Source organism: Demequina litorisediminis, assembly GCF_030161615.1.
Taxonomy (GTDB): domain Bacteria; phylum Actinomycetota; class Actinomycetes; order Actinomycetales; family Demequinaceae; genus Demequina; species Demequina litorisediminis.
In genome coordinates, this window is sequence record NZ_BSUN01000001.1 from 911,562 (window position 1) to 934,807 (window position 23,246).

Annotated in this window: 24 protein-coding genes, 2 tRNA genes and 7 pseudogenes; 7 read left to right on the top strand and 26 right to left on the bottom strand. The window is 69.5% G+C overall.

Annotated elements, in window-relative coordinates:
* Window positions 1–55: 55 nt before the first annotated feature.
* The 15 genes and pseudogenes from QQK48_RS05580 to manA all read right to left on the bottom strand — a co-directional run bounded on the left by QQK48_RS05580 (window position 56) and on the right by manA (window position 9,792).
* Window positions 56–958 (bottom strand): hypothetical protein, encoded by a 903-nt coding sequence (locus tag QQK48_RS05580; RefSeq protein WP_284327754.1) that lies wholly within the window; start codon window positions 956–958, stop codon window positions 56–58.
* Window positions 930–1,703: a hypothetical protein gene (locus tag QQK48_RS05585; protein WP_284327755.1), complete on the bottom strand. Its 774-nt coding sequence runs from the start codon at window positions 1,701–1,703 to the stop codon at window positions 930–932. The genes QQK48_RS05580 and QQK48_RS05585 overlap by 29 nt, the downstream gene beginning before the upstream one ends.
* A complete protein-coding gene (locus tag QQK48_RS05590) occupies window positions 1,672–2,616 on the bottom strand; it encodes a hypothetical protein (protein WP_284327756.1) in 945 nt (314 codons plus the stop codon). The genes QQK48_RS05585 and QQK48_RS05590 overlap by 32 nt, the downstream gene beginning before the upstream one ends.
* Window positions 2,585–3,979, bottom strand: a complete 1,395-nt coding sequence (locus QQK48_RS05595) for a DUF4011 domain-containing protein (protein ID WP_284327757.1) — start codon at window positions 3,977–3,979, stop codon at window positions 2,585–2,587. The genes QQK48_RS05590 and QQK48_RS05595 overlap by 32 nt, the downstream gene beginning before the upstream one ends.
* Window positions 3,980–4,507: 528 nt before the next feature.
* Window positions 4,508–4,581: transfer RNA gene (locus tag QQK48_RS05600), tRNA-Arg, on the bottom strand.
* 64 nt (window positions 4,582–4,645) lie between these two features.
* A pseudogene (locus QQK48_RS05605) lies at window positions 4,646–5,629 on the bottom strand (aldo/keto reductase).
* 93 nt (window positions 5,630–5,722) lie between these two features.
* Window positions 5,723–5,890: an NlpC/P60 family protein gene (locus QQK48_RS05610; RefSeq protein ID WP_284327758.1), complete on the bottom strand. Its 168-nt coding sequence runs from the start codon at window positions 5,888–5,890 to the stop codon at window positions 5,723–5,725.
* A gap of 76 nt (window positions 5,891–5,966) precedes the next feature.
* Window positions 5,967–6,083, bottom strand: a pseudogene (locus tag QQK48_RS19320) (glycoside hydrolase); the annotation flags it as partial.
* Complete coding sequence (locus tag QQK48_RS05615) at window positions 6,035–6,421, bottom strand: hypothetical protein (protein WP_284327759.1); 387 nt, start codon at window positions 6,419–6,421, stop codon at window positions 6,035–6,037. The gene QQK48_RS05615 and the pseudogene QQK48_RS19320, both read right to left, overlap by 49 nt.
* 148 nt (window positions 6,422–6,569) lie before the next feature.
* Complete coding sequence (locus QQK48_RS05620) at window positions 6,570–6,776, bottom strand: hypothetical protein (protein WP_284329462.1); 207 nt, start codon at window positions 6,774–6,776, stop codon at window positions 6,570–6,572.
* A gap of 160 nt (window positions 6,777–6,936) precedes the next feature.
* Window positions 6,937–7,059: pseudogene (locus QQK48_RS21305) on the bottom strand (metal-dependent transcriptional regulator); the annotation flags it as partial.
* Window positions 7,050–7,202 carry a MarR family transcriptional regulator gene (locus tag QQK48_RS21310; protein WP_431308399.1) on the bottom strand — a complete coding sequence of 51 codons (153 nt, stop codon included), beginning with the start codon at window positions 7,200–7,202 and terminating at the stop codon, window positions 7,050–7,052. The pseudogene QQK48_RS21305 and the gene QQK48_RS21310, both read right to left, overlap by 10 nt.
* Before the next feature lie 72 nt (window positions 7,203–7,274).
* Window positions 7,275–8,609, bottom strand: a pseudogene (locus QQK48_RS05630) (UDP-glucose dehydrogenase family protein).
* Window positions 8,610–8,618: 9 nt separating this feature from the next.
* Window positions 8,619–8,840: a hypothetical protein gene (locus tag QQK48_RS05635; RefSeq protein ID WP_284327760.1), complete on the bottom strand. Its 222-nt coding sequence runs from the start codon at window positions 8,838–8,840 to the stop codon at window positions 8,619–8,621.
* A complete protein-coding gene (gene manA, locus QQK48_RS05640) occupies window positions 8,827–9,792 on the bottom strand; it encodes a mannose-6-phosphate isomerase, class I (RefSeq protein ID WP_284327762.1) in 966 nt (321 codons plus the stop codon). The genes QQK48_RS05635 and manA overlap by 14 nt, the downstream gene beginning before the upstream one ends.
* A gap of 41 nt (window positions 9,793–9,833) precedes the next feature.
* On the opposite strand from manA, the pseudogene serC reads away from it, so the two are divergent.
* Together serC and QQK48_RS05650 are read left to right on the top strand one after the other, a co-directional pair.
* Window positions 9,834–10,960, top strand: a pseudogene (serC, locus tag QQK48_RS05645) (phosphoserine transaminase).
* The gene (locus tag QQK48_RS05650) at window positions 10,957–11,811 is read left to right on the top strand and encodes a CAP domain-containing protein (protein WP_284327763.1); all 855 of its coding nucleotides are present in this window, start codon (window positions 10,957–10,959) and stop codon (window positions 11,809–11,811) included. The pseudogene serC and the gene QQK48_RS05650 overlap by 4 nt, the downstream one beginning before the upstream one ends.
* Before the next feature lie 27 nt (window positions 11,812–11,838).
* On the opposite strand, the gene QQK48_RS05655 is transcribed toward QQK48_RS05650, so the two are convergent.
* The 3 genes from QQK48_RS05655 to QQK48_RS05665 form a co-directional block, all read right to left on the bottom strand.
* Window positions 11,839–12,672, bottom strand: coding sequence for an MFS transporter (locus tag QQK48_RS05655; protein ID WP_284327764.1), 834 nt, complete (start codon window positions 12,670–12,672; stop codon window positions 11,839–11,841).
* 395 nt (window positions 12,673–13,067) lie between these two features.
* Window positions 13,068–14,081, bottom strand: coding sequence for a DUF3027 domain-containing protein (locus QQK48_RS05660; protein ID WP_284327765.1), 1,014 nt, complete (start codon window positions 14,079–14,081; stop codon window positions 13,068–13,070).
* A 9-nt stretch (window positions 14,082–14,090) separates the two neighbouring features.
* Complete coding sequence (locus QQK48_RS05665) at window positions 14,091–14,474, bottom strand: cold-shock protein (RefSeq protein WP_284327766.1); 384 nt, start codon at window positions 14,472–14,474, stop codon at window positions 14,091–14,093.
* A gap of 208 nt (window positions 14,475–14,682) precedes the next feature.
* On the opposite strand from QQK48_RS05665, the gene QQK48_RS05670 reads away from it, so the two are divergent.
* From QQK48_RS05670 to QQK48_RS05680, 3 genes and pseudogenes are all read left to right on the top strand, one after another.
* On the top strand, window positions 14,683–15,429 hold the full coding sequence (locus QQK48_RS05670; RefSeq protein ID WP_284327767.1) for an HD domain-containing protein: 747 nt from the start codon (window positions 14,683–14,685) through the stop codon (window positions 15,427–15,429).
* A gap of 132 nt (window positions 15,430–15,561) precedes the next feature.
* A complete protein-coding gene (locus QQK48_RS05675; RefSeq protein WP_284327768.1) occupies window positions 15,562–15,849 on the top strand; it encodes a WXG100 family type VII secretion target in 288 nt (95 codons plus the stop codon).
* A 28-nt stretch (window positions 15,850–15,877) separates the two neighbouring features.
* Window positions 15,878–16,143: pseudogene (locus tag QQK48_RS05680) on the top strand (DUF4031 domain-containing protein).
* A 143-nt stretch (window positions 16,144–16,286) separates the two neighbouring features.
* On the opposite strand, the pseudogene groL reads toward QQK48_RS05680, so the two are convergent.
* From groL to QQK48_RS05695, 3 genes and pseudogenes are all read right to left on the bottom strand, one after another.
* Window positions 16,287–17,917 (bottom strand): annotated as a pseudogene (gene groL / locus QQK48_RS05685) (chaperonin GroEL).
* 276 nt (window positions 17,918–18,193) lie between these two features.
* Window positions 18,194–18,829: a LytR C-terminal domain-containing protein gene (locus tag QQK48_RS05690; RefSeq protein ID WP_284327769.1), complete on the bottom strand. Its 636-nt coding sequence runs from the start codon at window positions 18,827–18,829 to the stop codon at window positions 18,194–18,196.
* A gap of 10 nt (window positions 18,830–18,839) precedes the next feature.
* The gene (locus tag QQK48_RS05695; RefSeq protein ID WP_284327770.1) at window positions 18,840–19,130 is read right to left on the bottom strand and encodes a DUF3263 domain-containing protein; all 291 of its coding nucleotides are present in this window, start codon (window positions 19,128–19,130) and stop codon (window positions 18,840–18,842) included.
* 119 nt (window positions 19,131–19,249) lie between these two features.
* On the opposite strand from QQK48_RS05695, the gene QQK48_RS05700 reads away from it, so the two are divergent.
* Window positions 19,250–19,936 carry a uracil-DNA glycosylase gene (locus QQK48_RS05700; protein ID WP_284327771.1) on the top strand — a complete coding sequence of 229 codons (687 nt, stop codon included), beginning with the start codon at window positions 19,250–19,252 and terminating at the stop codon, window positions 19,934–19,936.
* Here the strand turns inward: QQK48_RS05700 and QQK48_RS05705 are convergent.
* The 3 genes from QQK48_RS05705 to QQK48_RS05715 all read right to left on the bottom strand — a co-directional run bounded on the left by QQK48_RS05705 (window position 19,933) and on the right by QQK48_RS05715 (window position 21,672).
* Window positions 19,933–20,310 carry a hypothetical protein gene (locus tag QQK48_RS05705; protein ID WP_284327772.1) on the bottom strand — a complete coding sequence of 126 codons (378 nt, stop codon included), beginning with the start codon at window positions 20,308–20,310 and terminating at the stop codon, window positions 19,933–19,935. The genes QQK48_RS05700 and QQK48_RS05705 overlap by 4 nt on opposite strands.
* Window positions 20,311–20,907: 597 nt before the next feature.
* Complete coding sequence (locus QQK48_RS05710; RefSeq protein ID WP_284327773.1) at window positions 20,908–21,417, bottom strand: S24/S26 family peptidase; 510 nt, start codon at window positions 21,415–21,417, stop codon at window positions 20,908–20,910.
* Between the two features lie 18 nt (window positions 21,418–21,435).
* Window positions 21,436–21,672: a hypothetical protein gene (locus tag QQK48_RS05715; protein WP_284327774.1), complete on the bottom strand. Its 237-nt coding sequence runs from the start codon at window positions 21,670–21,672 to the stop codon at window positions 21,436–21,438.
* Window position 21,673: 1 nt separating this feature from the next.
* On the opposite strand from QQK48_RS05715, the gene QQK48_RS05720 reads away from it, so the two are divergent.
* Window positions 21,674–21,946 (top strand): hypothetical protein, encoded by a 273-nt coding sequence (locus tag QQK48_RS05720; protein WP_284327775.1) that lies wholly within the window; start codon window positions 21,674–21,676, stop codon window positions 21,944–21,946.
* Between the two features lie 233 nt (window positions 21,947–22,179).
* Here the strand turns inward: QQK48_RS05720 and QQK48_RS05725 are convergent.
* Window positions 22,180–22,253: transfer RNA gene (locus tag QQK48_RS05725), tRNA-Thr, on the bottom strand.
* A 114-nt stretch (window positions 22,254–22,367) separates the two neighbouring features.
* Entirely contained in the window at window positions 22,368–23,243 is an 876-nt protein-coding gene (locus QQK48_RS05730) for a DsbA family protein (RefSeq protein WP_284327776.1), read from the bottom strand.
* Window positions 23,244–23,246 lie beyond the last annotated feature (3 nt).

Here is a 23,246-nt window from a genome sequence, read left to right on the forward strand (position 1 = left end):
CTTCTCCCTCAGGATCTCCTCGTCGCGAGAGCCGCCTTCGCGGCCGCCCCACGCCTCATCGGAGTCCTCCCATGCCTTGGTGGGGATAAGGGGGCGTTCGGCCCCCGCCACGCGCGGCTGGGCTGAGGACGGACGGCCAGCCGATGCCTGCGTCGCCGCCTCCGGTGTTGCTTCCGAAGTTGACTCCGGTGTTGCTTCCGAAGTTGACTCCGGAGCCTTCCTCTGGCGTCGCCGCGTCGCTCGGCGCTGCGGCGTCCTGATCGTCGGGCTCGCCCGCCGCTGACTCCTCAGGCTGCTGCGCCTCGCGCAGTGACTCCACCACGGGATCGTCTCCCTTGCCGTCTGATGTGGCGCTGACGCCTGCACTGGCCACCGCATCCGCCACCGCGAGAGTCGACAGGCCGATCGTCAACGGCTCGGGTTCCGCGGGCGCCTGGGGCTCCGGTGCGGTGAGGTCCGGCAGCGGGAGTGCCTGCTCGGGCTCGGGAAGGCCAAGGTCGAGCGACTCCTGCACTTGCTCGGGCTCGGTGGCGTTTTCGGGCAGCGCGGCGAGGACCTGTGCGGCCGCGGCATCGGGGTCCATGAAGACGTCGAGCGTCCACAGCGGCACCACGCGCCACCCCAGGCGCTCGAGCCCGGTGCGCTGACGCCGAATGCGATCGCGCAGCGAGACGGAGCCCGCGGCGGTGGCCTCATCCGTGACCACAGCAACGGTGTAGTCGCGGTCGTGACGGCCGCCCACCACCATGGGGATGGCATCGGCGCCGGTGCCGTAACGCACGTGGACGCCGTAGCCGTCGCGGCGCAGGCGCTGGGCCACGTCGGCAAGGAGCCAGTCGGACGGCGCAGGCTCGGGACGCTCGGGCGCCACCGGAGCGGCCTGGGCGGCCCGCAGCAGCTCGCGCAGATCCTCAACGCCGGTCGCGTCCTCACCGCCGATGCCCTCGAGCGAGGCCACGCCGAGCGTCGTGAAGACGGTGACATCGTGACTGGCCGAGGAGAGCGCCTGAACCAGCGACTCGCGGCCCCACTCCTGAGTAAGAGCCCCGAGGTGCGCCGGCGCGCGGCTGGCGCCGTCGGCGGCGAAGCCAAGCGTCACGATCACCTCGTGGACGTGGTGGCCGCCACCTTCGCCCAACACCTCGACGGGAACCTCGGCGAGGCGTTCGTCGCGCTCGTGGAGGGCGTCGCGCAGGCGCGCGGCATGAAGGCTCGTTGCCCGCGACGACCAGGAGGTCCGAGCGCGGCGCGGAATCGTACGCACGTGCCACGTGCGCCACGACGGCCTGCACCTCGGCGGCCGTCGACTCCACCACGTCCGTGCCCGCGACGGGCACACCCGTCGCATCGATCACGGTGACGTCGAGGCGGCCTTGGCCGCGAGCGGCCGGCTGCGTGGGAAGTGCCCTGCCGTACGCGACCTCGGCCAGGAGGGCGCTCACGCGCGGGTCACGCGGCTGAGGCGTGGCGTGCATCGTGACGCTGGGCAGCATCGCCGCCATGGCCGCCACCGCGGACCGGGTCGCCGAATGCGCGTCACCCACCACGACCACCTGCTTGGCGCGCGCGAGCGTGGGCACCAACTCAGCGAGCGCGAGCGACTCGGCGCCCACGATGACCGCGAGGTCCACGCATCGGGATGCCGGGGCCAGGCGCGAAACCTGCTCGGCCTTAGCGAGCATGACGGGCCTGAGGCTTGTCACGAGCGGCGCGAAGTCTCGCCACAGGCTCCTTGAAAGAGGCGTCGGCTCCCTCGACCAGCGCGGAGAAAAGGTCGCGCGCCAGATCGGGGTGGCGGGCGATGGCGCTGCGCCTGCGTTCCGCGGCGGCACGCATCAGGGGGCCGATGCGGGCGCCAGCGAAAGCGTCGTCGCGCGTGCGGAACTCCTCCATCGCCACACCGAGGGCGCCGTACTCGGTAAGCGTCGGGTCTGCGGTGACGATCGCGTCAAACGCGGCCGCCCACCATGCGAACTCGAGGTCGCGGCGAATCTGTTCGGGACCGGCACCACGCGCCCGCAGATCCGCGACGAGCGCCTCAAACCCTCCGGTCTCGACGTCGATGTCCACGTCGGAGACCTCGGAGGACTCAAGCGATCCCGGCACGCCAAGCGCGAGCCTGTCGAGGCGCTCGACGAGGTCATCCCACGGCTGCTCGGGGAGGTCGTCGGCGCCGGTGACGGCGGCGACAGTGGCGGCAATGGTGTCCCACTCGTGACGGGCACGCCCCACGCGCTCCACAAAGACGTCGTAGTCATCGGGGACCACCGGCCAGCCGCCCGCCGAGCAGTGCGACCGCCACGCGACAGCGAGGTCGTGGGCGCGCACCAGGTCCTCGTGCAGGGTGTCCTTGCTGCGGCCCGGGCGCAGTAGTTCGACGGCGCGTCGCACCAGGGCACGGCGGTCGCGGCGCGGAAGGTCCACGAAGCGCGACGATCCGTGCGGTGCCGTGGCGCCCACCAGGTCCGTCAGCGACCGGTGGAACACGGCGGGCGAGAAGATCTCAAGGATGTCTCGCAGATCCGCGAACATGTCGACCTGCGACGTCCAGTCCGCGAAGGACACGGCCTCGTCGACGCCGGTCTCATGAGCGGCAATCGCCGCCTCGGACCGCATCTTCGGAAGCGAACGCCCAAGGAACGCCGAGAGAGCCTTCGTCCAGTCGCGGGGCCTGCTCCGGCTCGGCGTGTCCGGTCCACCACGGGTCGATGCCGCTGAGGTCGAGCGCTCCGGAGCCGGCGGCCGTCTGCGCCGCGTCATCTGTCTCAGGCGCGTCGTCGGGGGCAAGCGCCCGAGCGAGCGCCGCCGCCACGGAGGCGAAGCCGTGCTCGGCGACCGCGATGGCGGCATCGACGCCGAGCCTCGCGGTCGTCTCGGGCGCGGGCGTCGCCGTGGTGACGCGCACGATCGCCTGCACGGCCTCGAACGCGCTGACACCCCAGGGCCGATGCGAGCGGTGCAGGGCGTCGAAACGGCGGTGAAGGCCGGCCCGCGCGCGCAGCAGTTCCTCACCCGCGCGACGCATGGCGGCATCGTCCACATGCGGCGTGCCCATGGTGATCGCCTCGAGCAGGCGCGTGCGCGCGCCGATGTTCCACGTCTGCACGGTGCCGTCGATGACCAGGTCACCCGCTCCGATGGCGCCGAGGCGGCGCGCGATGGCGCGCAGCGAGGCGTCCTCTCCGCCCACCACCATCACGGTGCGGCCCGAGGCCGCGCCGTCGGCTCCCACGGCGGCCGCGGTGCCCACGGCATCGGCCCCAGGTGGGGTCTGGAGGAACACGTCACGGCCCGTCGCGATGAGGTCGAGCGCGGCGAACTGCACGTCGTCAAGATCGCCAGCACCGCGCTCGGCGAACGGGTCACGATCGCCCTTGGGGAAGGCGGGAAGCGGCTCGGACAGGGCCGCGACGGCGTCGCGGTCGCCCGCGGCCGCCGCGATGATCGACGAAGCCGACAGGATGCTGTCGAGGTCATCAAGGTCGTCCAAGAGCCGCTGCTCGGGGTCGTCGTAGGCGCCGAGCACCAGACGGTCCCTCACGGTCACCGAGTCGCCGAGCAGATCGGTGCGCTCACGCACCGCATCCCACAGGGGGCGGGGGTCGAAGTCGCGGCCCGGAGTCACGGCAGGCAGGAACGGCGGCTGCTCGTCGCCGTTGCGTGCGGCCCTCTCGCGCAGCATCGCGACCACGATGGGGTTGACCCAGTTCTCGTCGCGCAGGGTGAGGTGAAGGTCACGCTCGCGGTAGCGCTCGAGCTCGACGGCGCGCAGCAGCAGCGGCATCTCGACGTCGTGCTCCGCCTCGCGCCACGCCAGCGTGCCGATCGCAATGGCGGCGGTCCACGCACCGGTGGCGGCCTTCACGCGTCCCGCTTCGTCAAGGATGACGCGTCCGCGGTGAAGAACGGTGTCGCGGGTGGCCTCGTCTCGCAACAGACTGGTCAGCGCGGTGGCGCGCCCCGCGAAGAGCCTGGGCAAGACCGGACGGGTGCGAGTGTCGCAGGTCGATGACGTTGGCGCTGGTCGCGACGAGGTCGCGCAGCGGCGACACTGTCGCCTGAGTCTGGAGCCTGCTCGCGCCATTCCTGCAAGGCGTCGGCGACGAGCGCTCGGCCGATGTAGTCCACCACTCCCCTACGGTATCCGCTTCGTTGCCAGGCTCCTGTGATTCCCACGCCGCGCACGGGCCTGCGACCGCACGCTACACGCCCCCGAAAGCGAGACAGTGCACGCCCGCTTGTTCAGCCGACGTGCACCGTTGGAGAGATTGTGTGCCTCGCGACACTTTTCGTCAAACTGGCGCCGCATCGGCCCTGGAACCGGTCCCAGACGTGCCGCATCCGCGCACCGGTACCCTCCCCACTCCGCGTAGGAACGCGGCGGGGTAGGTGCGGTGGGGTAGGTGAGGCGACGCAATGCGGTGGGTGACCCCGGGGCGAATCGCGGTGCTCTGGCGCCGCGGGGGAACGGCGCCGAGAGCGCGTCCGCTGGATCGCAGAATAAGAGTGCGCCTGGGCAGATTCGAACTGCCGACACCCGCTTTAGGAGAGCGGTGCTCTATCCCCTGAGCCTACAGGCGCGTGGGGCACCTACGAGGGTACCCGGTGCGGACAGCCCTCGGCGCAAGCGATGCCCCGAGCGGGGTCACCACCGTGCGTGCACGTGCTCCCTGATCTGGTCGTTGTAGATCTTCGCCAAGGCGGCGAGAGTCTCGTCGTCCAGGCCACCGAGCGCGCCTGCGGCGGCGTTGGCGCGCGCCTGAGCCGGGGTCGACGCACCGGGAATGATGGTCGCCACGCCCGTCTGGGCAATCCACGCGAGCGCGAACTGGGCCGTGGTCCATCCCTCGGGCGTCAGCGCGGCCACCTCACGCGCGGCGCGCACTCCGACGTCGTACGGCACCCCCGAGAACGTCTCACCGACGTCGAAAGCCTGCCCCTGGCGGTTGTACGACCGGTGGTCGCCTTCACCGAACCTGGTGTGCTCGTGATAGCGGCCGGAGAGGAGGCCCGATGCCAGCGGCACGCGCGCGATGATGCCCACGCCGGCCTCGCGCGCGGCGGTCACGACGTGCTCGAGGGGCTTGCGGCGGAAGATGTTGAGGATGATCTGGATCGAGGCGAGGTCCGGCTCCCTCAGGGCGGTCAGCGCCTCGTCGCAGGTCTCCACCGAGACCCCCACTGTGCCACTCGCCCCTCAGCCTGCAGCGTGCGGAGGTCATCGTAGGTCTGCGGATCCGCCAGCACCGAGCCTGGGAGGGCAGTGAAGTTGCACCAGATCGAGGGTGTCGACGCCGAGGTTCTCGCGGGAGCGGTCGGTCCATCGCCGGAAGTTGTCGAGCGTGTATGCACCGGCAACGTGAGGGTCCGCTCGCCTGCCCATCTTGGTCGCGACCACGATGGACGCGTCGCCGCGCTCGGCAAGGAAGCGTCCGACGGCGCGCTCGGAGCGGCCGTCGCCGTACACATCGGCGGTGTCGAAGAACGTGACGCCGGCGTCGGCAGCGGCATGGAGGATCTGCTGCGCGGTGTCGTCCTCGACATCACCCCAGTCGGCGCCGAGCCGCCAGCACCCCTGGCCGATGACGGAGACTTCGCGGCACAGGCGCGGCACCATGTTGGTCTGCATGGCACCAGGGTACGGCGAGCCGATGCGTCAGCATGCGACAACGGCCGCCGTCCCTGGCGGGAGCGGCGGCCGTTGTGACAAGCAGAGTTCCGGTCAGGTGACGCGGACGTAGGTGGGGTTCGACTGCCAGATCGCGCGGAACTGGATGGTCTTACCCGGACGCGGAGCGTCGATCTGCAGGTTGGGTCCGGCGTAGATGCCCACGTGACCGGGGGTGACGATGATGTCGCCCGGCTGGGGGTCCGAGACCACGGTGCCCACACCGTAGTAGGCGCCCGACGAGCGGGGCAGCGAAATGCCCAGGCTGGCCGTACACGTACGAGGTGAAGCCCGAGCAGTCGAAGCCGCTGGGGGAAGAGCCGCCGCTGACGTAGGGCACGCCCACGTACTTCGACGCCTCGGCGATCACGGCAGAGCCGGAGATCGCTGCGGTGACCGATGCCGAGTTCGACACCGGGCGCGACGAGCCTGCTCGACGACGAGCCTGCTCGACGACGAGTCGGACGAGTCATCGCTCGAGGTGGTCTCGGGGATGACGACCGGCTCAGGGTCTTCGGAGACGTCAATGTCCGGCGTCGCGACGTCGTAGTCGAGTTCGTCCGGAGCGGTCACCGATGCGGCGACGGAACCGAGATCGGCCGATGCGGCGTCGGCCTCGAGGGCCACTTCGCTCGTACCGGAGACCGCAGTCACGTCCTGGGAGACGAGAGCGGCCGCAGCGGCTCCCGTGAGGGGCACCACAACGAGTGCTGCACCGGCCGTAGCCGCCACCGCACGCGTCCTGGCGCGCATGTATCCGTACCTCAAAGTCCTTGCGTTCCTTCCGCGCAGCCATCCGCGCGTCGATGTTCCCGGCGCACCTGTCCCGAAGGGGGTCTTCGGAGCCATCTCAGGTGCCCGACGAGGTCGTGTCCTCTCGAGTAATAAGCGCCTATGTTACCTAATCGTGATGAAAACCCAAGTCCTGGATGCAGAACACATGCCTCGCGGCCTCCGGCACGAGGGTGATCTCGCCGGCTTCGGCGACCACCCGCACGCCCTCGTCCGCAGCGCTGATACAGACCGTCTCCCCAGGTACGAGGCCTACCAGGAGCGCATCCTCCAAGAAGCCGATAGCAGCCTGGGGGTTCTCCCCGATGCGCGTCACGGTGACCTGAGAAATTCCTTCGGCAACTGCCTGTTCGAGTGAGATCTGGGCCGCGACAGGCGCGGTCGGGGCGTCTTCGATGCCCAGGCTCGTCGAGGCCAGGAATGGGGTTGCCGTATGGCGAGACGCGGGGTTCGTCGAGCATCGTCACGAGGCGGCGCTCGACGCGGTCACTCATGACGTGCTCCCACCGGCACGCTTCTTCGTGCACGTACGGAAGATCAAGCCCGATGACGTCCACCAGGAGCCGCTCGGCGAGACGGTGCTTGCGCATCACCCGCATCGCGGTGCGTTCGCCGAGGCTCGGTGAGCCTCGAGCCGGCGATCCGCCGTGACGATGACGAGGCCGTCGCGTTCCATCCTCGCGATGGTCTGCGACACGGTGGGCCCGGAGTGCTCCAATTGCTCGGCGATGCGCGCGCGCATGGGCACCACACCGTCCTCGATGAGCCTCCCAGATGGTCCTCAGATACATCTCGGTGGTGTCGATGAGGTCGCTCATGAGGCGAACCGTCCCATGCCTCGGTACTCCCAGCCCGCGTCGATCCACGCCTCAGCGGGGAGGCAGTTGCGTCCGTCGATGATCCGGGGGCGGGACACGATGCTGCGCAGAGCGGCGGGATCGAGGTCGCGGAACTGCTGCCACTCCGTGGCCACGACCACGAGGTCAGCGTCGCGGCACGCGTCGAGAGCGTCGTCGCTGTAGGTCAGGGTGGGCCACACGCGGGCGGCGTTGGCGTTCGCCTGAGGGTCGTGGACCGTGACGTGAGCGCCACGCAGGTGCAGGCTTGCCTGCGACGTCGAGCGCGGGCGAGTCACGAATGTCGTCGCTCAACGGCTTAAAGGCTGCGCCCAGGACGGCGATGCGGGTGCCCGTGAGTTCGCCCAGGAGTTCCTCGGCCAACTCGACGGCGTGCTCCCTGCGGCGCATGTTGACCGTGTCCACCTCGCGCAGGAACGTGAGGGCCTGGTCGACGCCCAGGCTCGCCGGCGCGCGCCATGAATGCGCGGATGTCCTTGGGAAGGCAGCCGCCTCCGAAGCCCAGGCCCGCGCCAAGGAACTTGCGGCCGATGCGGGCGTCATGCCCGATCGCGTCCGCAAGATCGATCACGTCGGCCCCCGTCGCCTCGCACACCTCGGCGATGGCGTTGATGAACGAGATCTTGGTGGCGAGGAAGGCGTTGGCCGAGACCTTGACGAGTTCGGCCGTTGCCAGGTCGGTGGTGAGGAAGGGTGTCTCACGCGACAGCGCATCGGCGTACACGCGGCGCGCCACCTCCTCGACGCGTCCGGGACGCTCGGGGTCGATACCCACCACGATGCGGTCGGGGCGCAGGGTGTCCTCGACGGCGAAGCCTTCACGCAGGAACTCCGGGTTCCACCCCAGGCTGTGCGTCGTCGCCCACGGGGGCCAGTTCGCGCAGACGAGCGGCGAGACGGGCTGCGGTGCCGACGGGAACGGTCGACTTGCCCAGCAACGTCGCGGGCCGCTCGAGCATGGGGGCAAGCGTCTCGATGACCGCATCCACGTAGGTGAGGTCGGCCGCGTACTCGCCCTTGCGCTGCGGCGTGCCCACTCCAATGAAGTGGACATCGGCGAAGTCCGCGGCCTCAGCGGCGTCGGTCGTGAAGCGCAGGCGCCCGGACTCGACGTGCTTGCGCAGGAGTTCGGGCAGGCCGGGCTCGAAGAAGGGCACCTCGCCGGCGGAGAGGCGAGCGATCTTTTCGGCGTCGATATCGACGCCGATGACCTCGTGGCCGAGTTCGGCCATTCCCGCAGCATGGGTGGCACCGAGGTACCCGGTGCCGAACACAGACAGACGTTCAGCCATGTCGAAACCTTATCGGTCCGCGCCGACACCGTTCTCGGCAGCCTCGGGGGTGCGCGCCACCACCACGAGGCCATCGGCGCTCACCGTCACGTCACCCAGCGATGCCCTCGCGAAGATCGCCTGCCCGGCTGTCATCTTCTTGGTCTCACCGCCGGCGGCGACGATCGCCTCACCGGAGTGACACAGGACAATGCGCGGGGCAGCGGGAACCACGGCCTCACCGTCCTTCACGAGCGTCAGCGCGAACTCCTCCGCGGCCGTCACGAGATGGCGTGCCGCGCCGTCGAGCCTTCGCCACGGGCATCGAGGGCGGTGCGGGACGCGCGTCGGCGAGGGTCAGCAGCAGCGGCACGTCGACGTGCTTGGGCGTCAGCCCCGCACGCACCACATTGTCCGAGTTCGCCATGATCTCGAGGCCCACACCCGACTGATACGAATGCAGCACCCCTGCCCCCGTGTACACCGCCTCGCCCGGGTCCAGTTCGACAAGGTTGAGCGCGAGCGCCACCACGGCACCCGCATCGGCCGGGAAGAAGCCGAGAGCGTCGGCTGCGGCACGCAGCGACGTTCCGGGGGCCGATGCCGCTCCCACCGTGGCTAGCGCGGCAAACGTCGCGTCGTCGACCCCCTCCGTGAGGACGGAACGCAAGAACTCGGTGGCGTCCTCGGCCTCATCGAGAACGGCTGCCAGTTCCCACGCACGGTCCGTGTCGAGAGTCCGCAGGTCCGCCGCCACCCACTCGAGGGGGCGGATGCCTGCCAGCACGCGCATCGGCGTGATCGCCACCACCATCTCGGGCTTGTGGAAGGGGTCAAGGAAGGTGTGGGGTGCACCGCCGGTGCCGCGCTGCTCGAGCGCGAAGCCCTCACGTGCCTGATCGAGCGTGGGGTGCACCTGAATCGAGAGCGGCTTGGCGATCGCCAGGATCTTCAGGAGGTACGGAAGTCTGCCGCCCCAGCGCTGCGCCGCCTCGGCTCCCAGCATGTCCTCCGGCTGCTGTGCGATGCGCTCGTCGAGCGCCAACGGCAACGCCTCATCGGGCAAGGCCGACGGCGCCGAGGTGTGCGCGCCCCACCAGGCTTCGGCGCACGGCCGGCCGTCGGGCTCGGCGCCCAGAAAGCGCGGGATGTCGTCGGTGGTTCCCCAGTCGTAGTGCCGGATGACGGGAGTGATGCGTTGCACCCGCGACAGTCTGCCAGTCCCGCGCGCACTACGCTGGCGCCATGTCGAGCGAACTCACCATTCCTGCAGACCTCCTGCCTCGCGACGGCCGCTTCGGCTCGGGCCCCTCCCGCGTGCGCGACGAGCAGGTTCAGGCCATCGTGGCCGCGCAGCCGCGTCTGCTGGGAACCTCGCACCGCCAGGCTCCGGTGAAGTCGCTGGTGCGCGAGGTGCGTGAGGGGCTCGCCGCCCTGTACTCGTTGCCGGACGGCTACGAGGTGCTGCTGGGCAACGGTGGGTCCACCTCATTCTGGGACGCCGCAGCGTTCTCGCTGGTCGAGCGCCGCGCACAACACTGCGCGTTTGGAGAGTTCGGCGCGAAGTTTGCGAAGGCCACCACCACGGCTCCGCACCTGGAGGCGTCCGATGTCATCGAGGCGCCCGCAGGCGACGTAGCCGTCCCCTTGGCTCGTGACGGCGTCGACGTCTATGCGTGGCCGCATAACGAGACGTCGACGGGTGCCATGGCGCCCGTGGTGCGACCCGCCGGGATCGGCGACGCGCTCACGGTGATCGACGGCACATCGGCCGCCGGCGGATTGTTCCTCGACCCCACGCAGGCGGACGTGTACTACTTCGCCCCTCAGAAGAGCCTTCGGCTCGGACGGTGGCCTGTGGTTCGCGCTGGTGTCCCCCGCGGCGATCGAACGCATCGAGCGCATCGCGGCCTCCGGCCGCTACATCCCCGAGACCCTTGCCCTGAAGAACGCCCTGGATAACAGCCGCCTGGACCAGACGCTGAACACTCCCGCGCTGACCCCGCTGGTGATGATGCGCGAGCAGGCTCGCGTGGATGAACGGCAACGGCGGCATGGAGTTCGTGACGGGCCGCACCGCGGAGTCCGCACGCCGCATTTACACATGGGCCGATGCGACTCAATACACCGTGACCTTTGTCACACAGCCTTCAAACCGGTCCCAGGTGGTAGTACGGTCGACCTGCTCCCGCCGGTGGACTCGGCCCAGTTGAGGTCGGCCCTCCGTTCCGCGGGTGTGGTGGATATCGATCCTTACCGCAAGGCTCGGACGCAACCAGATCCGCGTCGGCATGTTCCCCTCTGTGGATCCTGACGACGTGTCCGCGCTCACGGCATCGATCGACTGGCTCGTGGAGAAATCTCTGACATGACTGAAACGCAGGACGTTCTCGACCCCCGGCGGCCCCGCCGCCGCACCGTCGCACTCGTCCTGCTAGGCATCACCCCGCTCGCCGTTGCGGGCACCGCGGGTGCGGCCGCCGGTCAGTGGCTTCCCCAGGAGGCGCCTGCCGTGGTCGCGGAGGCGACCACCACCACGCCCCCCGAGGCCGATGTCACGGCGGCGTTCGTCGCCCCCGGCGACGTCAAGAAGGTGGATCCAGCCTCGTCGGTCCAGCAGATCAAGGTGACGGTTCCCGAGCCCGTCGAGACGGTCGCACCGTCGACGCCGTCGTCGTCAGGCTCGACCTCGGGCGACTCCTCGTCCGGGAACTCGGGTTCCACGTCATCGAGCAACGACTCGTCGGACGGCGAGTCCTCGGGCGGTGGCTCGTCTACTGAGACGTCATCGAGCCCCTCATTCGAGGCTTACTGCTCGTCGCCGAGCGCGCCCGCGAGCGCGGCGGGCGGCGTCCAGGCACTCCTCGCCGCGGCGAACACCGAACGCGCACGCCTCGGCATCGGCGCCCTGAGTTGGAGCGGTTCCCTCGCCTCCGCGGCCGCATCGTGGTCGCAGTCGATGGCCTCCCAGGACGACTCGACGGACGGCACCATGGACGCCTTGGCTCACAACCCCAACCGGCCTGGAGCGGAGAACGTCGCCGTGAGTTACTCGAGCGGCGGCGTGAGCGAGTCCTCGGCATCGGGGCGCGCGCACTCGGGCTGGATGTACTCCAACGGCCACTGCCTCAACCTCATGAACCCCGCGTACACGCAGATGGGCGCGGGAGCCGCGACCACTTCGGACGGCACCACCGTCTACACCACCGCGAACTATCGCTAACGCCGGAGCCGTCGCGGCATCGGCGGGCTACCTGGAGGCGCTGGCGCCGCGTGCGATGGCGTCGGCGTCGCCCTTGTCACCACTGGGAATCCAACGCCACAGCGCCGCGGAGGCCACCACGCCGAGCGCTCCCACGCCCCACAGGGCGCCTGAGAGCGTGGCGGCCGCAACGCCGGACACCAGCGCAGGTCCAGCCATGCCGCCCACGTCCGCGAGCATCATCCATAGCCCCACGAACATGTCCCGCCCGGTGCTGGGCGCGACGTCGTTGCCGAGGGTCATGAGCACCCCGGAACCCCAGCCGTTGCCAATCCCCAGAACCAACGATGCAAGCGTGACGCCCGTGACGCTGTCGGTCATGGTGAGCGCCACCGTGCCGAGCGCGAGCGCAAGGGTGGAGGGCACGGCGGTCCAGACCCGCCCCCACCGGTCCATCACCACCCCCGCGGGGTAGAAGAGCAGCATGTCCACGGCCGCCGATGCGGAGAAGATGAGCGACACGGTGTGGTCCTCGACGCCCACCGACGCCGCCCACAGGGGAATCACGACGAGGCGCGCCGCGCGCACCGCGCCCGTGAGTCCCACCGCGAGGCCTAGGGAGCGCAAGGTGGCGAGGTTGTCGCGCATCACGTCGCGCGCCCGCGAGTGTGGGTGCGGGGACGGGGTACGGCGGGTGCGCCATGCGCCCGTCAGGCGCAGGGTCGCCATCGCCGCGACCACGGTGAGCGCAGCGAAGAGGTAAGACGCGTCGAGTCCGCGCCAGGCGATCACCGCGGCGCCGATGACGGGGCCGATGAAGTTGGAGATCCGCCACGTGCCAGCGAGCGTGGTGAACGCGCGGGCACGCGCGGCGTGCGGCACCGCGAGTGCGAGCCTGCCCCTGACGCGCCACGTGATAGGCCGCGTGACCGCCTCCCACCAGGACGATGCCGGCGAGCAGCCCTCCCAGCCGATCCGACAGCCCACACACCACGGCCCCGAGCGCGAGGGTCGCCAGCGACAGCATCGCGGCCCGCGCTGGCCCCAGGACACCGGTCAGTCGGCCTCCCCAGGCGCTGCCCGCGATGCGGCCGAGCGAGTACAACGCCACGGCGGCGGCCGCCATCGCGGCCGGCTTGTCGAGAGCCAGGACGGACAGCGCGAACAGGGGCAGCATCGCGCCAAGGCCGATCTCTGCGAGAAAGGTGGGCGCGTAGGTGGCGGTCGCGAGGCTGACGATCCTCGCGCGCCGCCCGGAAGATTCCGGCGTCGCCGGACTAGTCGCCTGTCGCCTCGGTACGCGGGGCATCGTCGGCCGATGCCGCGGTCGCCTCGGGCTCGGGATCAGCAGCCTCAGGCTCCGCCACCGGCTCGGGTTCCGCCACGGGCTCGGGGGCGACGGGCTCGGCGGCAACGGTCGCCTCGGGCTCGGGGGCACCCACCTCCGCCTCGGCTTCCGGCTCCGCAACGGCCTCAGGCTCCGACGCGGCTTCGGCTTCCGGCTCCGCAACGGACTCGGGCTCAGTCTCCGGCTCCGGCTGCACCGCGACGGGACCGCCGAGCACCATCTCCACGAGGGCCTCGGTGTCGAATACGGGGTCGTTCGCGGGCCACAGGGGGTTCGTGCGGTCAGGGGCCGCCTGCTGCTGCCCTCCGCACTCGTGGTCGACCGGGACAACGGTGCCGTCAAACGGGCACCACTTGTTGGCGCAGACGCCGAAGTGCAGTCGCATCGCTCCCGACAGGGGGATCACGAACTCACCCACGGCACCGGACGGCGTCGCCGACCGAGTCGAAGCCAGGTGAAGGTCCTGGGCTCGCTGGTTCCAGCGTTCGAAGGCCTCGTCGCGACCCACCGGACCAAGCACGCGCTCGCGTCCCAGGCCAAACTCCCAGATCGCGACCTCATCGGCCTCGTCGTCACCCGTGACGGTGTACCCGGGGACCAGGCGAGGGTCGCCATCGATCTTCGGTACTGCCATGCCGGGCTTGATGTCCCCGGGCTGGACGCGGTCGGCCCACGGCACCCACGGCGGCGACAGCAGTGCGTCATCGGCCGCGACCAGGTGAGCCTCACACACGCGTGCCTGCTTCAGGCGCGGGGCACGTGACAGCGTCACGGACCAGACCCACCCGCGGTACCCGGGCATCGTGCACCCAAACAGGTGCGTGACGAGCCTGTCCTCATCCTGATGAGAACCGAGGTGTTCGCCTACCCATTCAGCACCCTCGGCCACCTCGATGGCGGATTCGCGGGCAAGGTCGACGGCGGAGTCCAGCACTGCGTCCATGACGTGAGGTCACGCCTCCAGTTGATCGGCGACGGCGCGGAGCACGGACGCGACCTTCTGGCCGCGCTCACCGTCGGGGTAGCGGCCCCGACGCAGGGAGTTCGACACGCCATCGAGCATCTTGATGAGGTCCTCGACGATGACCGTCATCTCCTCGGGCTTCTTGCGAAGCCCCTGGGAGACGGTCTTGACGGGCTCCAGCAGGGTCACCGACAGCGCCGAGGGGCCACGACGCCCGTCAACGATCGAGAAGTCCACGCGGGTGCCCGGCTTGGGCGAGGGCGTGCCCGCGGGCAGCGCCGAGGCGTGGAGGAAGACCTCATCACCATCGTCGCTGGCGATGAAGCCGAACCCCTTGTCAGAGTCGAAAAACTTCACACGGCCGGTAGGCACATCTACCTCGCTGGTCTCATCGGGGTGCCGCGGATTCGGCACCCGGCCCAGTCTAGCCGCCCACCCCGACACGGCGGCGCGGCCGATGCACGAGCGCGCCGTCGGTGCTACGGTCACCCGGGCGCGGCACCCGGGTTTGCCTCCGGACGCCGCACCGACGCACACTGGAACTGCGCACACCGCGCGCACCAACTGGCTGAGGTGGAACATGGGCACGACCGTCATCCCCGGGTGGCTGGTCCCGGCGTACTCCCGCGCAGCAGTGGGCGCGGGTGCCACGGCCGACCCTCGCGACGTTCAGGCCGCCGGTGACCGGCTCGTGTACCGGTGGTCGGAGCCGACTCGGCGGTTCCACGGCATCGGCCATCTGGTGGATCTGTTGCAGTACGTTGACGAACTTCAGCAGGAGACCCAGCACCCGCACATCGTGCGACTGGCCGCCTGGTATCACGGCGCGATCTTCGATGCGGCGGAGCGCGCCGCGTATGCGAAGCGCGGCGGAGAGGACGAGGTCGCGAGCGCGCAGTACGCGCGCGACGAGTTGTCGCAGGCTGGACTCGAGGCTGCGGCGGTCGATAAGGTCGCCAATCTGGTGGCTGGCCTTGCGCGTCACGCCACGGGCCTCGGTGACGCGGCCGTCCTGTCCGATGCCGACCTCGCCGTGCTCGCGAGCGATCCTCAGCGCTACAAGCACTACGTGAAGTCGGTGCGCGAAGAGTATGCGCATATTCCTACCGAGCGTTTCCTTGCCGCACGCCGGGCGATCGTGACCAAGATCCTGTCGCGTGAACGCATCTATACGACGCCGCTGGGCCAGGGATGGGAGGCGCAGGCCAGGCAGAACCTCCAGGCCGAACTCGCATGGCTGAGCCGCGAGGACCAGGTGCTCCTCGACACCGCCGCCCTGGTCACACTCACCGAGGACCGCGCGCTCCACGCCTCGTCGGCGTCCTAGGTCTGTCTGCCTCGTCCCCAGGCTTCGCGGCGGCACGCTGTCCTCCACCGGCGAGACGCGTCCCGGCCGACGATGGAAGGTCGCCACCTAGCGTGATGAGAGTCATCCCACCCACACCAGAAGGAGACTCTCATGACCCGCTATCACGTTGACTCTGCCGAGGTCGCTCAGGCCGCGGCCGCAGCCCAGCAGTCGGGAAGCGGCATTCGTGCCGAGGTGGCCACCCTCGTGGGCCGCCTGTCCTCGTTGGAGGGCAGGCGGCAGGGCACCGCCTCGACGGCGTTCTCCCGAGCCCTCGACCAGTGGCGGTCCGCGCAGGCTCAGGTCGAGACGGCCCTGGAGTCCCTCTCCCAGGCGCTCAACCAGGCGGCAACCACCTACCAGGACGCCGAAGACGCGACCACGCGCCTGTTCGGCTAGTTCCGACGCCCGGCGTAGTCTCGCTCGGGTGACCGTCCTCATCGATCCCCCTTGTGGCCACGGCATGGCCGCGTGTGGGGGCACATGGTTTCGGACGTATCGCTCGACGAGGCTCCACGCGCTTGCGGCGTTGGCGGAGATCCCACCGAGGGCCTTCGACCGCGACCACTACGACGTGCCCGAGGAGCTCTACCCTCGCCTCACCGCGTTGGGCGCAGAACTCGTCGACACCCGTGAGTGGTGCGCAGGCTCCGGGCGTCGGGCCTGCGCGTGACCGCCGCCGCCCGCCGGTGACGCGCGCCGGTGACGCGCGCCATGGCGGGCCGCGGCGCCTGTCCCTGACGGTCCGAGCATCGTCCATGCACGACGAAGGCCCCAGGGGTTGAACCCTGGGGCCTTCGTACGTGAGTCAGCGTGTGGCGCTGAAGCGGTGTGGCTTAGAAGCCCATGCCGCCCATGTCGCCACCGCCGGCCGGCATGGCCGGCTCGGGCTCGGGGATGTCCGCGACGACGGCCTCGGTGGTGAGGAACAGAGCCGCGATCGACGCCGCGTTCTGCAGCGCCGAGCGGGTGACCTTCACCGGGTCGTTGACGCCGGCGGCGAGGAGGTCCTCGTACACACCGGTGGCCGCGTTCAGACCGTGGCCCACCTCGAGACCCTTGACCTTCTCGACGACAACGCCACCCTCAAGGCCGGCGTTGATCGCGATCTGGCGCAGCGGGGCCGAGATGGCGGCCTCGACGATGCGAGCACCAGTGGCCTCGTCACCCTCGAGGCTCAAGCGAGGCGAGCGCGGTGGCACCGGCCTGGATGAGGGCCACGCCGCCACCGGCGACGATGCCCTCTTCGACGGCAGCCTTCGCGTTGCGGACGGCGTCCTCAATGCGGTGCTTGCGCTCCTTGAGCCTCGACCTCGGTGGCCGCGCCCGCCTTGATGACGGCGACGCCACCTGCGAGCCTGGCGAGGCGCTCCTGGAGCCTTCTCGCGGTCGTAGTCCGAGTCCGAGTTCTCGATCTCGGCACGGATCTGGTTCACGCGACCGGCAACCTGCTCGTCCGAGCCGGCACCGTCCACGATGGTGGTGTCGTCCTTGGTCACGACGACCTTGCGGGCCTGGCCCAGCAGGTCGAGCGTGGCGCTCTCGAGCGACAGGCCCACCGACTCCGAGATGACCTGACCACCGGTGAGGATGGCCATGTCCTGCAGCATCGCCTTGCGACGGTCACCGAAGCCGGGCGCCTTGACGGCGACGACCTTGAGGTTGCCGCGCAGGCTTGTTGACGACCAGGGCCGCGAGGGCCTCGCCGTCGACGTCCTCGGCGATGATCGCGAGGGGCTTGCCGGCCTGCATGATCTTCTCGAGAACGGGCAGCAGGTCCTTGAGCGACGAGATCTTCGACTCGAGGAGGAGCACGTAGGCGTCCTCGAGGACAGCCTCCTGGCGCTCGCCGTCGGTGACGAAGTAGGGGTTCAGGTAGCCCTTGTCGAAGCGCATACCCTCGGTGGCTCGGCTCGATACCGAGCCTGGTAAGCCTCCTCGACGGTGATGACACCTTCCTTGCCGACCTTGTCCATCGCCTCGGCGATCTTGTCGCCGATCTCCTGCTCGCCGGCGGAGATGGCGGCGGTCGCGGCGATCTGCTCCTTGGTCTCGACCTCCTTGGCGGAGGCGAGGAGCTCTGCGGTCACGGCGGCGACGGCCTTCTCGATGCCCTTCTTCAGGGCGATCGGGTTGGCGCCTGCCGAGACGTTGCGCAGACCCTCGCGCACGAGCGCCTGGGCGAGAACGGTGGCGGTGGTGGTGCCGTCGCCAGCGACGTCGTCCGTCTTCTTGGCGACCTCCTTGACGAGCCTCAGCGCCGATCTTCTCGTACGGCTCCGACAGGCTCGATCTCCTTGGCGATGGAGACACCATCGTTGGTGATCGTGGGGGCGCCCCACTTCTTCTCGAGCACGACGTTGCGGCCCTTGGGGCCGAGGGTGACCTTGACGGCGTCAGCGAGGGCGTTCATGCCCCGCTCCATGCCGCGACGGGCCTCCTCATCGAAGGCAATCATCTTTGCCATGGGTGTGAGTCCTCTTTCGATGACGGTGGCTCGCGAGTCGCCCGCGACGGACGGCGCCGTGCTCCCACCGTTCACGTCACGATGGGGCCCTGCGCCTCGACTGCGAAGCCGAACTTCTTAGCACTCTCAGGGTGTGAGTGCTAATGCTGATTCTGGCACTCTCCCCTGGCGAGTGCAAACCCTTCACGCCCCGTTCACCCAGGGCGAGATTCGTTGGCTCGGCCGCCGCGCTCCGCGAAGCGGACGTGCGCTATGCGCGACCTGCGTCGAGGCGCGCTAGTTGGGGTCGGACGCGAGGAGAACTTCGATCTCAGCGCCGCCGGGAGTCCCGGATCCATCCACCGCTTCGATACCCAGGGCATCGGCGATGGCTTGGGCGGTGTCGGCGAGGCGATCGTCGTCGTAGGCGACCGTGTTCACACCGTCGGGGATGTCCGACGACGAGATGTTGTTCGCCTCCACATTGGTGAAGCCCTCGTCTTCGAGGATCGCCTGCTGCTCGCCGGCAAGGCCGGTGACACCTGCGCCATTGCGCACGTGCACCTGAGCGTCAAGCACGATTTCGGGCTCCGCCTCAGCCGAAGGCGAGGCGGAGGCGCTGGGCGAAGCAGACGCGGACGCAGACGCAGAGACTGACGGGCTCGCCGATGGCTCCGCGGAGGCCGACGGCTCCGACGACGCACTCGGGTCGGGCGTGGCGGTGACCGTCACGGACGGCTCGGAATCGTCGCCACCGCGGCCAGAGTTCCACACCAGGACGGCGATGCCGTAGGCAATGAGACCAGCCACCAGGAATGCGAGGATCGGGGGAAGCACGCGCGACCACCACGGGATGGGGCGGCGGTGGACGCCGACGGGCCCACCCTGGTCGGCGATTTCGTCGAACTCGTCGCGCTCGTATTCCTGTGGCACGGAGGTCAGCCTAACGAACCGAGGCCGTTCCCCACGCACGCGTGGAGCGGCCGCGCTGGCGCGCCGCCCGCATGCGTCGCAGGCGCTTGACCAACATCGGGTCCGCCTCGAGGCCCGCAGGCGAGTCAATCAGGGCGCCGAGGACCTGGTAATACTGCGTGCTCGACATCTGAAAAAGGTCGCGGATGGCATCTTCTTTTGCGCCCGCGTACTTCCACCACTGGCGCTCGAAGCGCAGGATGGCGGCGTCGCGTTCGGACAGACCCTCGGGGAGGTTCTCGTCGATCGCCGCGTCGCTCATGCGCCACCTCCTCGTGAGTGTTTCTCGCCGTGGTTCGTGTGCCAGCGTAGGGCCCGAACGGGACAAATCCGCGCAGGCACCCCGTGGCACACCTGCGCGGCGCGGCTAGGGTGGCCGCCATGATCCAGGCATGGCGTGACCAGGTGGGCCCGGGCTGGGTGGAGGCGCTTGAACCCGTCGCCGATGCCTTCGATGACGTAGCGGAATTCCTCGCCGACGAGGCCCGCGCCGGGCGAGAGGTTCTGCCCGCCCCAGCAGCAATCCTCCGCGCATTCTCCACGCCACTGAGTGACGTCCGGGTCCTCATCGTGGGGCAAGACCCCTATCCGACGCCTGGCGACGCCGTCGGCCTCGGCTTCTCCGTCGCCGCGGGCCACCGCCTGCCACCGTCGTTGCGCAACATCGCGAAGGAACTCGCGGATGACACGGGAGAACTCCTCGCCTCGGGCGACCTCAGCGCCTGGCAGGCTCAGGGCGTCTTGCTTCTCAACCGCGTGCTGACCGTCGCGCCGGGCGAGGCCGGCAGCCACCACGGACACGGCTGGGAGCAGATCACCGCGCGCGCCATCGAGGCACTCGTGGAGCGCGGCGGGCCCTTGGTCGCCGTGCTGTGGGGCAAGCCAGCCCAGACCCTGAGCCCGCTGCTGTCCGGCGTGCCGATCGTCGCATCGGCCCACCCCAGTCCCCTGTCCGCTCGCCGCGGCTTCCTCGGCTCGCGCCCGTTCTCGCGGGTCAATCGCCTGCTCGAGGAGCAGGGCTCGGCCCCGATCGAGTGGGCGACCTACGAAGGCCTGATGCTGGCCTAAGGCCCGCAGAACTGCCCGGTCTGGGCAACGGTCGTCACTCGAATCCCACCACTCAGGGTCTGGGCGCCCCAGGCCACATTCGGGTGCGTGACCACCACCTTCACCACCGGTCGCTGGCTGCAGGTGTAGCCCGTGGCGATGGCGCCACCCCCGTTGTACGGGGACAGCCGGTAAGACGATGTCGCGGGCGCGCCTTGGTAGGCGGCAAAGGCAGGATCGGCGAAGTTGAACACCAACAGAGAACGTGCTTGCACTGTGGAGAGGGCGTACTCGGCCAGCATGGTCGGAACAGTGCCGCCATCGAGCCACGGATTTCCCGGCGACACCGTGGGTGTCGTGGGGCATCGGACGCCCATACCGGCGGCGTCGAGCACGGGTGCGCCCTTCGAGTCCAGGCTGGTAGCAGGCGACGGGCCCGACGGGCGGGGTGGGATCTGTCACAGGCGCGGTCCAGGTCACGGGGAACACCCATCCGTTGACCTTGACCACTACGAACGCCACAGCGGCCGCGGTGAAGGAACTGGTCGTCACGGTCCGCGTCGCCTGGCCGGAGGCGGCCGAGGCCGTGCCCGTCGCCAGGGTCTGACCGCTGGCTCCGTGGACGTACACCGACGCCGCGAGGCCCTGACAGGCCGCGGGAATCGCCGAGAGACTCAGGGACGTCGCACTGGCCGATGCCGTGGTCGCCTTCAGCACGGCGGCGCCGCCGGAGTACACCGCGGCTGAGCACTTCTGGAGCACCGACACGGTGGGTTGGTAGGGCGCGGTGACATGGAGCCTGGGCCGCGCTGGCGGGGCTCACCCCGGCCGCGACCGTCAAAGCCGCGGCACACAGGAGCGCGGCGAAGGCCATGGGCGCCCGGCGCGAGGCAGGGGCGACGCTGGCGGGAGCCGCTGCCGTCGCCCTGGCTGTAGCCACCGCCGTCGCGTTGGCTGGGTCACCGTCGGGATCCTCGTCGGACTCGTCGTCATCACACTCGTCCTCGTCGCGCGCCGGCCACAGGAGGATGGCACCGCCGATGAACAGGAGAAACACCCACGTCAGGGGGTTGAGGACCCACACCGCGAGGTGACCCACGAGCGGGAGGTGGAGCCTGAACGACGCCCTTGACCTCGTCCCCGGTGGGCTCGAAGGGGTCGATGAAGTCGTTATTGTCGCCCTGGAGCACCCAGCCGGACTCGGCATCGCCGCCGATGATCCGGTGAACAATCTGGGCGCCCTCAAGCGAGGCGGGGGCGTACACGATGACGTCGCCCACCTGGGGCTCGACGTCACGCGCGATGACCATGTCCTTGGGGTCGTACGTGGGAAGCATCGACTCCCCCGACACGAGCACGTAGGACGTCAGCCCGCCAAGGGTCGCTGGCCAGGCGAGCCATCCCACGACGACCAGCAGCACCCACCCGACCGCTTCCGCGGTCACGCGGGCAGCCCGATGCAACCCGCCGGGGCGGGTGGCATCGGGCTGCTGCTGCGTCATCGTGGGTGAAGGCGACTGCTAGCCGATGACGACGGTGACGTCACCGAGGTCGGTCGAGATCGCGTTGCCTGCGAGGGCACCCGCGAACGTCGTGGTGCCGCCGGTCACGGTGGCCGCTGCCGCCGAGGTGAACAGCGTGGAACCGCCCGCGGACTCCACGATCACCGAGATGGGCTCGCCCACGCACTCGGCAGCGATACCCGCGACGGTGAGGTCGGTGAACTCCTGGGTGGCGGCGTCGTACGCGTAATCCACGTTGACCGCGGTGTCGCAGGCTCTCGAAGGTGTCCGAGCCGAGGGCAACCTCGTTGGTGGTGTTGACCGTCAGCGTCGATGCCGAGGCGACCGACAGACCGGCGACGCCGACGATGCCGAGCAGTACCGCGGCGAGCCTTGCGCTTGTTCTTGTTGTTCTGAGCCATCGCTATTCCTTTGCGTTGTCCGTGCACACGTCTTCCCTCAGTTCGGACGTGTGTCTCACGCAGGCCCGCTGCCGACCGACGGCCGGATGGTGACCTACTTCACATAGAGAGGCGTGAGACTTCGGATCATGACGCAACTCGCGTGGGATTTTTCACACGACAAGCGTAGACATGGCGATTTCGAGACCGGAACGTGACCTGTGGGAACCTTCACATGTTCGGAAATCGGGACAAAACGCCCACGCGACGAACGGCAACGTGAAGTGAGTCACACCGCGCGAAACGCGCGGGACGGCGCCGCTTGACGGCGGGGCGTGGACGAGGGGTGCAGCCAGAGGAGAGCCTGACAGCGGGACTCGAACCCGCAACCCCCGTATTACAAGTACGGTGCGCTACCAATTGCGCCATGCCAGCATCGGCGCGCAGGGCACGCCGTCGCCCAAGGATACCGAGCGCGGGCGGACACCCCCGCCCACGCAAAGACCCCGCCGGCCCACAAGGGGGCCGACGGGGTCGTCGCGTGAAGGCTTACTCGCCCGCGGACGGCGAGGGCGACGTGCTCGTCGGAGCCGTCACCACGATCTCGCCTGCACCCACCGCACGGGCGTACTCGAGCAGCGCGCCCTCCTGGAAGTACATGACGTCCGTCTCCTGGTCGAGCACCTTGCCGTCGGCAAAGGCGTCACCGGCGTCGGCCATCCGCATCATCGGAGTGCCGGAGATACCGTCCTGGTTCGACTGGTCCGTGGCGGCGATGACCCACTTGGTGAAGGTGCCGTCAACGAAGGTGTCGGCGACCTCCTGGGGCACGCCAGCCGTCACCGCGATGCTCGCGATCTGGTCGTCGGACAGGCCATCCGAGTTCTCCTCGGGCTGGTTCTCGTACATCGCGGCCTGGAAGGCGAGGAACGCCTCCGGCGCCTGGTCGGCAACCGTCGCGGCGGCGTTGGCCGCACGGGTCGAGAACTCGGTGCCGTTCGAGTAACGGTCGAGGATCGAGATGGGGTGGTAGTAGATCGCGACGTCGCCCTCTTCGCGCAGCGTGTCGAGGTCCGCCGCGTTGAGGTCCTCAAACTGACCACAGATGGGGCACATGAAGTCCTGGTAGATGTCCAGGCGAGCCGTACCTTCGGGCACGTCCTCGCCCGCCACGCCGCCGGTGCCCACCGCGATACCGCCGGTCACGTCCGCTGCTGCGGGGGCCACCACGTCATCGGAGTCCAGGGTCGGGATGTCGGACGAACGCACGATGAAGTAGACGATGCCCGCGAACAGCAGCACCACGGCGATGGCCGAGATTCCGATGATCGCGGCGGTGCGGCGCTCCTGCGCCTTCATCTGCGCCTGCGCGGCCTTGCGGGCCTGCGCTGCACGGTCGTTGCCCTGCGGCTTCTTGTTAGCCATGGT

Excerpts from the sequence above, each read along its gene's own strand:
- QQK48_RS05590 (WP_284327756.1), bottom strand. The coding sequence starts at position 2,616 with ATGCGGTCCGAGGCGGCGATTGCCGCTCATGAGACCGGCGTCGACGAG.
- QQK48_RS05615 (WP_284327759.1), bottom strand. The coding sequence starts at position 6,421 with ATGCGCGCCAGGACGCGTGCGGTGGCGGCTACGGCCGGTGCAGCACTC.
- QQK48_RS21310 (WP_431308399.1), bottom strand. The coding sequence starts at position 7,202 with ATGCGCGCGCGCATCGCCGAGCAATTGGAGCACTCCGGGCCCACCGTG.
- QQK48_RS05650 (WP_284327763.1), top strand. The coding sequence starts at position 10,957 with ATGACTGAAACGCAGGACGTTCTCGACCCCCGGCGGCCCCGCCGCCGC.
- QQK48_RS05660 (WP_284327765.1), bottom strand. The coding sequence starts at position 14,081 with ATGGACGCAGTGCTGGACTCCGCCGTCGACCTTGCCCGCGAATCCGCC.
- QQK48_RS05670 (WP_284327767.1), top strand. The coding sequence starts at position 14,683 with ATGGGCACGACCGTCATCCCCGGGTGGCTGGTCCCGGCGTACTCCCGC.
- QQK48_RS05675 (WP_284327768.1), top strand. The coding sequence starts at position 15,562 with ATGACCCGCTATCACGTTGACTCTGCCGAGGTCGCTCAGGCCGCGGCC.
- QQK48_RS05695 (WP_284327770.1), bottom strand. The coding sequence starts at position 19,130 with ATGAGCGACGCGGCGATCGACGAGAACCTCCCCGAGGGTCTGTCCGAA.
- QQK48_RS05700 (WP_284327771.1), top strand. The coding sequence starts at position 19,250 with ATGATCCAGGCATGGCGTGACCAGGTGGGCCCGGGCTGGGTGGAGGCG.
- QQK48_RS05710 (WP_284327773.1), bottom strand. The coding sequence starts at position 21,417 with ATGACGCAGCAGCAGCCCGATGCCACCCGCCCCGGCGGGTTGCATCGG.
- QQK48_RS05730 (WP_284327776.1), bottom strand. The coding sequence starts at position 23,243 with ATGGCTAACAAGAAGCCGCAGGGCAACGACCGTGCAGCGCAGGCCCGC.